The 9486-nt window shown below is 47.7% G+C and carries 11 protein-coding genes; all 11 read left to right on the forward strand.

All coding sequences use genetic code 11. The features are described from left to right. The first annotated feature begins 219 nt into the window (after window positions 1-219). The 11 genes from IM317_RS23450 (at window position 220) to IM317_RS23500 (ending at window position 9356) form a co-directional block, all read left to right on the forward strand. The gene (locus IM317_RS23450) at window positions 220-801 is read left to right on the forward strand and encodes a TerD family protein (RefSeq protein ID WP_000254136.1); all 582 of its coding nucleotides are present in this window, start codon (window positions 220-222) and stop codon (window positions 799-801) included. Beyond that, on the forward strand, window positions 801-1958 hold the full coding sequence (locus tag IM317_RS23455) for a TerD family protein (protein WP_001054786.1): 1158 nt from the start codon (window positions 801-803) through the stop codon (window positions 1956-1958). The genes IM317_RS23450 and IM317_RS23455 overlap by 1 nt, the downstream gene beginning before the upstream one ends. A gap of 22 nt (window positions 1959-1980) precedes the next feature. After that, window positions 1981-2436 carry a tellurite resistance TerB family protein gene (locus IM317_RS23460; protein WP_000007448.1) on the forward strand — a complete coding sequence of 152 codons (456 nt, stop codon included), beginning with the start codon at window positions 1981-1983 and terminating at the stop codon, window positions 2434-2436. 22 nt (window positions 2437-2458) lie between these two features. Then, window positions 2459-3499, forward strand: coding sequence for a tellurium resistance membrane protein TerC (gene terC / locus IM317_RS23465; protein ID WP_000255079.1), 1041 nt, complete (start codon window positions 2459-2461; stop codon window positions 3497-3499). 48 nt (window positions 3500-3547) lie between these two features. Next, on the forward strand, window positions 3548-4126 hold the full coding sequence (terD, locus tag IM317_RS23470) for a tellurium resistance membrane protein TerD (protein WP_000116680.1): 579 nt from the start codon (window positions 3548-3550) through the stop codon (window positions 4124-4126). A 68-nt stretch (window positions 4127-4194) separates the two neighbouring features. Further along, the gene (locus tag IM317_RS23475) at window positions 4195-4770 is read left to right on the forward strand and encodes a TerD family protein (protein ID WP_020996162.1); all 576 of its coding nucleotides are present in this window, start codon (window positions 4195-4197) and stop codon (window positions 4768-4770) included. Between the two features lie 427 nt (window positions 4771-5197). After that, complete coding sequence (locus IM317_RS23480; RefSeq protein WP_008786868.1) at window positions 5198-6439, forward strand: VWA domain-containing protein; 1242 nt, start codon at window positions 5198-5200, stop codon at window positions 6437-6439. 87 nt (window positions 6440-6526) lie between these two features. Next, window positions 6527-6982 (forward strand): hypothetical protein, encoded by a 456-nt coding sequence (locus tag IM317_RS23485; RefSeq protein WP_033147098.1) that lies wholly within the window; start codon window positions 6527-6529, stop codon window positions 6980-6982. 176 nt (window positions 6983-7158) lie between these two features. Next, window positions 7159-7674: a type II toxin-antitoxin system RelB/DinJ family antitoxin gene (locus IM317_RS23490; RefSeq protein WP_223998217.1), complete on the forward strand. Its 516-nt coding sequence runs from the start codon at window positions 7159-7161 to the stop codon at window positions 7672-7674. Window positions 7675-8015: 341 nt separating this feature from the next. Beyond that, a complete protein-coding gene (locus IM317_RS23495) occupies window positions 8016-8672 on the forward strand; it encodes a hypothetical protein (protein ID WP_071993615.1) in 657 nt (218 codons plus the stop codon). 186 nt (window positions 8673-8858) lie between these two features. Beyond that, window positions 8859-9356 carry a hypothetical protein gene (locus IM317_RS23500; RefSeq protein WP_023327707.1) on the forward strand — a complete coding sequence of 166 codons (498 nt, stop codon included), beginning with the start codon at window positions 8859-8861 and terminating at the stop codon, window positions 9354-9356. The last annotated feature ends 130 nt before the right edge of the window (window positions 9357-9486 follow it).

A 9486-nucleotide genomic window follows, 5' to 3' on the forward strand; every position in this document is an offset into this window, starting at 1 on the left:
GTTATGGAGTGAGTCAGTATTTTTTGGATTTCAGATAAAGTATTGATATTTAAATTAAACATAGAAAATTAACACCCTGAAAAGATTTTCTTTTTGTGTTTTTACAGAAAACTACCAAAATTTCCCTTGTCATAGAACTTCATCATGATATGATTTTCTTCGTCAGTTAATAAACAACCCTTTGATTGTCTCGGTCATTACCATTTTAAGGAATAAAACATGGTTTCATTAGTTAAGAACCAGACGGTATCACTCAGCAAAGAATCATCTGCATTAAGCCAGCTTCATTTCGGTCTCGGTTGGGATCCGGTTAAGAAAAAAGGTCTTCTTGGAGGATTGTTTGGAGGCAACGACTCAATCGATCTCGATGCTGGCTGCGTATTAATGGACAGCACCGGTAAAACAATTGACACCATCTGGTTCCGCAAACTGGAATCCACCTGCGGCGCTGTTGTGCACAGTGGCGATAACCTGACCGGTGAGGGTGACGGTGACGATGAAGTGATTAAGGTCAACCTCTCCCGACTGCCTGCAAACGTTGAATACCTGGCGTTTACGGTAAACAGCTTCCGTGGTCAGTCGTTCAATGACGTCGAAAACGCGTTCTGCCGCGTTGTCGATCAAACCGGCAAAGAGCTGGCTCGCTACAAGCTGACTGAGCAGGGCTCACATACCGGGATCGTTATTTCTTCGCTGCGCCGTAATAACGGCAACTGGGACTTTACCGCCCTTGGCCATGCCTGTCGCGGCCGCACAATTGACGATATGCACTCCGATATCGTTTCAGCGGTTATCCGCTAATGAACCTGACGCCGGGGGGCAATGCCCCCGTTCCAGCCCAGGAGTTGCGGGTCCGGATCACCTCGGGCGGCCAGGTGGATGCTTCGGCGTTTCGCCTGTATGCCGACGGGAAGGTGCAGGGTGATGCGGACATGGTGTTCTATGGTCAGCCACGTAACGATGATGGTACCGTCAGCCTGGTCAGTGAAGGCCAGTACTCAACCTTTACTGTCGCGCTCAACCGGCTGAAACCTGATGTCCAAAAAATTGCGTTCACCGTGACCTGTGACGGTGGGCAGACGGTGTCCGGTCTTCGTAATCTTTCCATCGACGTGGAGCAAGGGGCTACCGGCCTGGTTAGCGGCAGTGTCGAATTGAGCGGCCGTCAGGAAGCAGCCTTAATTCTGGGTGAATTTTACCGTCGTAATAATGACTGGAAATTCCGCTTTGTTGCGCAGGGGTTCAACGGTGGACTTAAACCGCTGGCAGAGCATTTCGGCGTAAATATTGCCGACGAACCTGCTCCCGCAGCCCCGACTCCTCCGGTTGTAACCCCTCCGCCAGTTGAGACAAAAATCAGCCTGAGCAAGGTATCGCTGACAAAAGAGAAGCCTGCAATCAGCCTGACCAAACGGGATAACTTCGGTGAAATCCGGATCAACCTGAACTGGCACCGAGGCAGCGGCAAATCCGGCTTTGCAGGCATGTTCGGCTCCAAAGGAATCGACCTGGATCTGGGGGCCTTTGTTGAGCTTCAGGACGGGTATAAATCGGTCATTCAGGCGCTCGGTAATGCATTCGGTGATTATCGCGATGAACCGTATGTTCAGCTCAAGGGAGATGACCGGACGGGTGATGTATCAGACGGCGAGTGGCTGCATATCAATGGACGTGAATGGAAGCATATCCGCGAAGTGCTGATTTACGCCTTTATTTATGAAGGTGTTCCCAGCTGGGACAAGACTGATGGTGTGGTCACTATTCATGTGCCGGATCAACCGCCCATTGAGACCCGCCTGACCGAAGGTGAAAACCGTCGCACATTGTGCGCCATTGCCAGACTCGTAAACGAAAACGGTGCAATTAAAGTCGAGCGAATTAACCAGTACTTCAAAGGCCAGGACGAAATGGACCGGGCATTTGGCTGGGGATTTCGCTGGAGCGCCGGTTCTAAATAACACAGCAACAAAGGAAACAGGTATGAGCTTTTTCGACAAGGTAAAAGGTGCCATTAACTCTGGCCGGGACGAACTGACCCGCCAGGTTGGCCGTTTCAAAAACAAAAAATTTATGCACGGCACCGTTGCTGTATGTGCCCGTATTGCCGTATCGAGTGACGGCGTGAGTTCGGAAGAAAAGCAGAAAATGATGGGCTTTCTTCGCTCTTCAGAAGAGCTGAAGGTATTCGATACCAATGAGGTGATCGAGTTCTTCAATAAACTGGTTTCAAGCTTCGATTTCGATGTTGAAATCGGCAAGGGCGAAACCATGAAATACATCCTGGCGTTGAAAGATCAGCCTGAGGCCGCTCAGCTGGCCTTACGTGTTGGTATTGCCGTTGCAAAAAGTGACGGTAACTTCGATCAGGACGAGAAACTGGCCTCCCGCGAGATCGCTATCGCGTTGGGCTTCGACCCGGCTGAATTTGGCCTCTGATCCACATCCCTAAGGGTAAAATATGGTTTCCACACACATCGGCTTCCCGACTGAAACGGTCATTGTTTTTATTGCGCTTTCAGTCGGTGCCATCTTTATTGACCTGTTTATGCACCGTGATGACAAGCCAATCTCGCTTAAGAGTGCGGCGCTCTGGTCCGTATTCTGGGTTGTGGTTGCGATGGCATTTGCCGGTTTCCTCTATATCCACCACGGTGCTGAGGTTGCTAGTCTGTTTGTCACGGGTTATGCGCTGGAGAAAGTGCTGTCGGTCGACAACCTGTTCGTCATGATGGCCATCTTCTCCTGGTTCGCCGTTCCGGATCGTTATCGCCACCGTGTTCTCTACTGGGGGATCATTGGTGCCATTGTCTTCAGGGGCATCTTTGTCGCCATCGGTACGAGCCTGCTGAGTCTGGGGCCGTACGTTGAAGTTGTCTTCGCTATTATCGTTGCCTGGACGGCGGTCATGATGCTTAAAAGCGGTGATGACGATGATGAAATTGAGGATTACTCCCAGCATCTGGCTTACCGCATGGTTAAACGCTTCTTCCCTATCTGGCCGAAGCTCAGAGGGCATGCCTTCCTGCTTAACCAGAAGGAAGTGGATGCCGAACTGGCGAAACCAGAAAACAGCGATGTCACCATTGGCCGTGGTAAAAAAGCGGCGCTATATGCGACCCCGCTGTTCCTGTGTGTGGCTGTGGTTGAACTCTCGGACGTAATGTTCGCGTTTGACTCGGTACCGGCAATCATTGCCGTCAGTCGTGAACCGCTTATCGTCTATAGTGCCATGATGTTTGCTATCCTGGGCCTGCGTACTCTGTATTTTGTCCTTGAGGCACTGAAACAGTACCTGGTTCATCTGGAGAAGGCCGTTATCGTGCTGCTGTTCTTCATCGCGGCAAAACTCGGCCTGAATGCGACCGATCACATCTGGCATCATGGTTACAGCATTGCGGCAACAACCAGCCTGTATGTTGTACTGGGTGTACTGGCGCTGGGCATTCTCGCAAGCGTCATGTTCCCGGGCAAACCTGAATCTGAGGAAAAGGGGAGTTAATCCCCTTAAGTGTTAACCTGAACAATTACTAATCGAAGAGGTTATTTTATGAGTGTTTCTCTTTCCAAAGGCGGGAACGTCTCCCTGAGTAAAGCAGCTCCGTCAATGAAAAACGTCCTGGTGGGCCTTGGCTGGGATGCGCGTTCAACAGACGGTCAGGACTTTGACCTGGATGCTTCAGCATTCCTGCTGGCCTCAAACGGCAAAGTGCGCGGCGATTCAGATTTCATCTTCTATAACAACCTGACGTCATCCGACGGTTCCGTAACACACACCGGCGATAACCGCACCGGTGAGGGCGATGGTGATGATGAATCGCTGAAAATTAAACTGGACGCCGTCCCGTCTGAAGTTGACAAGATCATCTTCGTTGTGACCATCCACGATGCTCAGGCTCGTCGCCAGAGCTTTGGTCAGGTATCCGGTGCGTTTATTCGTCTGGTTAATGACGATAACCAGACTGAAGTCGCTCGCTACGATCTGACCGAAGATGCGTCCACTGAAACCGCCATGCTGTTTGGCGAGCTGTATCGCCACAATGGTGAGTGGAAATTCCGCGCAGTAGGCCAGGGTTATGCAGGTGGTCTGGCATCTGTATGTGCTCAGTACGGCATTAACGCCTCCTGATCGAAAAGTAACTTTTCATATCCGGGGCTGTTAATTCAGCCTCATTCAACTGTTTGCAGGAGCTAAAAATGGCAGTTTCTCTCGTAAAAGGCGGCAACGTATCTCTGACCAAAGAAGCACCAACCATGAATGTCGCTATGGTTGGTCTGGGCTGGGATGCCCGTGTAACCGATGGTCAGGGTTTTGACCTTGACGCTTCCGTATTCGCAGTAGGTGAAGACGGTAAAGTGCTGTCAGATGCCCATTTCATTTTCTTCAATAATAAAACCAGCCCTGATGGCGCAGTAGAGCACCAGGGCGACAACCGTACTGGTGAAGGCGACGGCGACGATGAGCAGGTCAAAATTGATCTGACCAAAGTCTCAGCAGACATCAAAAAACTGGTGTTTGCCGTTACCATCTATGATGCAGAAGCGCGTAAACAAAACTTCGGCATGGTGAGCAACAGCTTCATGCGCGTTTACAACAACGACAACGGCACGGAAATTGCCCGTTTCGATCTGTCTGAAGACGCCTCAACTGAAACCGCAATGGTCTTCGGTGAACTGTATCGCCATGGCGCTGAGTGGAAGTTTAAAGCTGTCGGCCAGGGTTTTGCCGGTGGCCTGTCAGCGCTTGCTTCCCAGCACGGCGTCAATGTCTAAAAGACGCTGAGTCTGACCCCGGCAATGCCGGGGTTTTTTTTGGGTAACGATCCGCTATCAGCTGTTGAATCTGAGAAAGGGGGCCGGGCGTTTTCAGAAAGCAGAGTAATGTTAATTCTGGCGTGAACCTTTTTGCAGGACCCGGGTTTATCTATGGTTGCTGGTTAAGCCAGTATTCCGTGCCTTATATCAACAGCATGCCCCTCGGATATATGTTACTTTTGCGATTTATGAAGGAACGGGATCTGGAACATAAGATACCCGGGCAATGAAAATTCAAATTCAACAGGTATAGAAACTTCAGCGTGATGAAATATGGTGTCACACCATATTTACGCCTCACCGAATATCCAGCGTCCTGAACTAAGCCTGGGGAACATATATAAACGCTGCGCTTTAAAAATAATCAAAAATCAGGAGAGTTAATATGAATCTACAATCCGGACAAAACATACCCCTTCAGCAATCTGCTATCAGGCTGAATCTTCAGTACCCTGCCAAATCCGGCTTTAAAGGCGAACCCGATACCTGCCTGTTCTTGCTTAATGCTCAGGGAAAGGTCAGTGGCGATTCTGACTTTATCTTTTATAATAATTTGTCTTCTCCTGAGGGGGCAGTCAAGCTCGTTACCGGTTCGCAGCAGTCCAGCATTGATATAGCACTGGATCGTGTTCCAGCGAACGTCAGTAAAATTGCGATCACCGTTGTCATTGATGGTGAAGATACCATCAGTGGGCTCAGTTTATTGAGCATTCAGGCTCCTGGTATCGCTGACTTTCAGGCTGAGACTCAGGGCCGCAGTGAGAAAGCAATCATCCTGGGTGAAGTATATCGGCACAATGGCGCCTGGAAGCTTCGTGCGCTCGGGCAGGGTTTCAACGGTGGACTTGAGCCTCTGGCCATTAGCTATGGCGTTGATGTCGCACAGCCAGCTCCGCAGCCAGCAAAGCCAGCTCGTATCAGTCTGGAAAAGAAACTGGAAACCAGATCTCCGCGCCTTGTAAGCCTCGCTAAAAAAGCCTCGGTCAGTCTCACTAAAAATAAACTGGACACCCTTGAGGCAGCGGTTGCATTTGTACTTGACGCATCCGGCTCGATGAGTGGCCAGTTCAGTAAGGGTAACGTTCAGTCTGTGCTGGACCGCATCGCCGTTCTTGCCGCCCAGTTCGACGACGACGGTGAAATGGATGTCTGGGGATTTGGAGAGAAGCATAAGAAGTATCCAAACGTCACACTGGACAACCTGGACACATATATTCAGTCCATTCGCGGGTCTGGAAAGCGTTCAGCCTGGGAGAACCTGCCGGGCCTTGGAGGGACAAACAACGAGCCTCCTGTGATGGAAGAAATAGTCGACTATTTTAAGGACTCGAAAATCCCAGTATATGTAGTATTTATTACCGATGGCGGGATCAGCAAGACCCGGGCGATTAAAGATGCAATCCGGCGTTCTGCCAACTACCCCATCTTCTGGAAGTTTGTCGGCCTGGGTGGTTCAAGCTACGGTATCCTCAAAAATCTGGATGACTTTACTGACCGCCGGGTTGATAACACCCACTTCTTTGCCATGGATGATTTCGGTTCGATTAGCGATGAAAAGTTATATGATAATCTACTGGAAGAATTCAGACCGTGGATCGATGAAACAAAAAGGTTAGGCATCCTTTAATACGCACCGTTTGAGCATGGTTGAATGAGCTCTACAGCAGCTTAATACTGTAGAGCCTTTCATTGGAAATCGTACAGGGAGGAGCATATGGACCGCATCAAGTACCTGAAATGGATAGCTGAAGAATCACCAACTACGGCTCAGCAGCTGGTGGCTTGGTTAAACAGAGCAAGGCACTATACGCCCGACATGAAAGAGCATCAGGCAGGTGTACAGATTCAAGAAAAGGGGATTGTTGTAGGGCTTAGACAAAGTACTAATCGTTACCAGGGAGATTGTCTGGCCATACATGTGGTACAGCTTCCGGAAGAAATACAAAACAAGGGATGGTTTAAGTCTTTTCTGAAGCTTTGCTGTGAAGCGAATCCCTGGGGCGATGTTGTAATTGAAGACGTAAAAAATCCATATTTATTAGGCTTTTGCAAGAAAATAAACTTTACTAAATTGGATGAGTTTTATTCGGATACGTTCATTGTAAACACAGATGCCATTATGAGTTTATCCATCCCACCCTTAGGGAGATACGAAACCTATCTTGATTAAACCTGCGAACCTTTACCGGTTGCGTGGGGATCGGATGGATCTCGGCTAAAGAAAAATCACATCGTGTATTTTGACCAGAAAAAACTAATCCGCCTGATGTAATGCATTTTTGCATTACTGGTTGCGTGTAATGCAAAAACGCTTTACATTAATATCTTCTCCCAACAGGAACTGAGATGATGGCAACGATAAACGTTCGGATTGACGATGCAATCAAAATGACTGCTGATGAGGTTTTAAAAAACCTCGATGTCAGTCAGACACAGGCGATCACTGCGTTCTATCAGTACATCGCTGAAAACAAAAAGCTTCCCTTTACTGCACTCATGAGTTTCAAAACTCAGGATGATCTTTTAAAGACGTTCAACGATATTTTATCCGAAGCCCTTGCCATTGTCTTAAACTTACAGGTATGGATTAATAAATCAGATATTATTGATGGCAAAATAATTCAGAAATATTATCGCAGACTTGACAGCTATTATAGCAGTGCTAAAGAGCAGCTGAATTTCCTTGAAAGCAGAACAAAAGCAGCTCAGGTTTTAAATGCGCTTAATAAAATTTTGACGGTAATTGTCGATTTCAGTAATTTTGGATACGGATATGAGCAAGTAAAAATTTCTCATCCAGAAAAAAAAGAATTCGAATCTTCTGTTTTCGATTTCGAAAACAGGCTTAAGGAAAGCTTTTAAAAAAAAGATGAGGTAGCAGGATGAAAAAAGTAAGAAACGCTGTATGCCCTCAATGTTCAGGTACGGGGAATGTTTCAGGATTCAGATCTGGAATCATAAAAATATACGCTCCCGTTCAGTACATACGGCTTGAAATGGATAATGCCATTAAAGGAATTCCAGTCTTTCGTCGATAACAGTTTCTGACCATCGCCATAACCATGTCATGGAGGAGACTAACCGTGTTTCAGAGGTGAGCTGGTGCCTGGCAAAACATACAAACTCAAATATCAGGAAGAGAGTTTAGTTGTTTATAACATGCAGTCGTGTAACTGATTAGGTACCGGCAAAAGGAGGAAATAATGTTTGAAAACTACGTCTGTAAAATCTATGTAAGTAATGATCCTCATTTTAGTAGCCATATCGAAGCAACTGCGTTTGGTTTCGATAATGGTCAGCAGCAAAAGATTCTCACCGCAGCCCATGTTGTTACCAATGCTCTTGGAAAAAACTATCCCCTTAGCAATACCCAAAAACTTTACATCAAATTTCTTAACCATCAAGGACTGCTGAACGAAGAGCCTGTTCTAGTCGATTTCATTCTCAATGAGGCTAATGATAGGGCAGACTTTAAAGACGGCATTCCGTTTGTTGACAGTGCAGAAATCGTATTACCAGCTGGAATACAACAGCCTGTAAGTAGTTACTTTAAGGTCCTAGCTCCCGCAGCTGGCATGGATACATTGGGTGTCGGATATCCAATGAATGAGAAAACAATTTCGACATTCCCTGGTGAATTTTTAGGCATTTGGCCTTTAAATTGCTCAAATCATTCTCCCCATCATCACACAACTCGCTTTGTAATCGCACATTACAACACCGAAGGATGCTTAGGTGGACCCTATGTCGTCTCCGAGGGTGACCAGCATTTTGTCATTGGAAGCCTGATTGGAATTATGTCTGGAACCAGTCCAGATATAAATCCGCACATGTCTGTTCAGTCCGCAACAGATTTTTAGGAAAGCCAGTTCCAAAGGGGCAACGGCACGGCAGTTATTTCAGGTCTGCCCTTACTAACAGCAACAGCATTAAAACTGACAACCGTGAACTGGAAAGTGCCCCAATAGTAAGTCATGATTTCTTCATCACTTTTATGGTGCACTTTTTCACCCATAACACAGCAAGTTAAGAATAAGAGGCCTGTAATGGACGCTACCGAAACTGAAGAGCTGGAAAAAATTCGCAAGAAGGCAATGGATGAAGTTACAAGTGCTCTGCAGGCGCTTGAAAATAAGTTCCCGGGTATTACTGAGGGCGCAGCAGCATTGGCGGGGTCAGGCGTCGGCGCTGCGGCTTCCTTCGGTGCTCTCTATACGCTTGGTACAACGGGAGTGTCAGCAGCAGGCATAACCTCCGGGCTCGCAACAGCAGGATCTATCGTAGGCGGTGGCATGGTGGCAGGAATTGGAATCCTGGCTGCGCCTGTAGCAGTGTTAGGGATTGGCGGATACGCGATAGTGAAACACAGGAAAAATGGGAAGCTGAAAGTCGCCCTTACTCTGGCCATTAAAAAGCTCTACGATGTTCAGGAAAAGTTAATGTCGAACGCTGAGTACTTTAAGGCAGAAATTGCTGTCATAAAGGCGCACATCGATATGCTTAATAAAAAAGCCCCCAAAGGGGGACTGGGCGCAGCGAGGTAAACACATGAGTCAGTCTCCTTATGATGATGAGCTCAGAGCCATCCGTTATATTCAGCTCCGTGGTCAGGATATCGCGAACGCTCACGAGACAATTAACAGTGATATAGAGGGCACTGTTGCAAAGTTAGCG

This window comes from Enterobacter cloacae complex sp. S3, assembly GCF_014930495.1.
Lineage (GTDB): Bacteria > Pseudomonadota > Gammaproteobacteria > Enterobacterales > Enterobacteriaceae > Enterobacter > Enterobacter asburiae_B.

Coding starts and splice junctions, on each gene's coding strand:
- IM317_RS23500 (WP_023327707.1), top strand. CDS start 8,859: ATGGACGCTACCGAAACTGAAGAGCTGGAAAAAATTCGCAAGAAGGCA.
- IM317_RS23480 (WP_008786868.1), top strand. CDS start 5,198: ATGAATCTACAATCCGGACAAAACATACCCCTTCAGCAATCTGCTATC.
- IM317_RS23450 (WP_000254136.1), top strand. CDS start 220: ATGGTTTCATTAGTTAAGAACCAGACGGTATCACTCAGCAAAGAATCA.
- IM317_RS23455 (WP_001054786.1), top strand. CDS start 801: ATGAACCTGACGCCGGGGGGCAATGCCCCCGTTCCAGCCCAGGAGTTG.
- IM317_RS23475 (WP_020996162.1), top strand. CDS start 4,195: ATGGCAGTTTCTCTCGTAAAAGGCGGCAACGTATCTCTGACCAAAGAA.
- IM317_RS23495 (WP_071993615.1), top strand. CDS start 8,016: ATGTTTGAAAACTACGTCTGTAAAATCTATGTAAGTAATGATCCTCAT.
- terD (WP_000116680.1), top strand. CDS start 3,548: ATGAGTGTTTCTCTTTCCAAAGGCGGGAACGTCTCCCTGAGTAAAGCA.
- IM317_RS23485 (WP_033147098.1), top strand. CDS start 6,527: ATGGACCGCATCAAGTACCTGAAATGGATAGCTGAAGAATCACCAACT.
- IM317_RS23460 (WP_000007448.1), top strand. CDS start 1,981: ATGAGCTTTTTCGACAAGGTAAAAGGTGCCATTAACTCTGGCCGGGAC.
- terC (WP_000255079.1), top strand. CDS start 2,459: ATGGTTTCCACACACATCGGCTTCCCGACTGAAACGGTCATTGTTTTT.
- IM317_RS23490 (WP_223998217.1), top strand. CDS start 7,159: ATGATGGCAACGATAAACGTTCGGATTGACGATGCAATCAAAATGACT.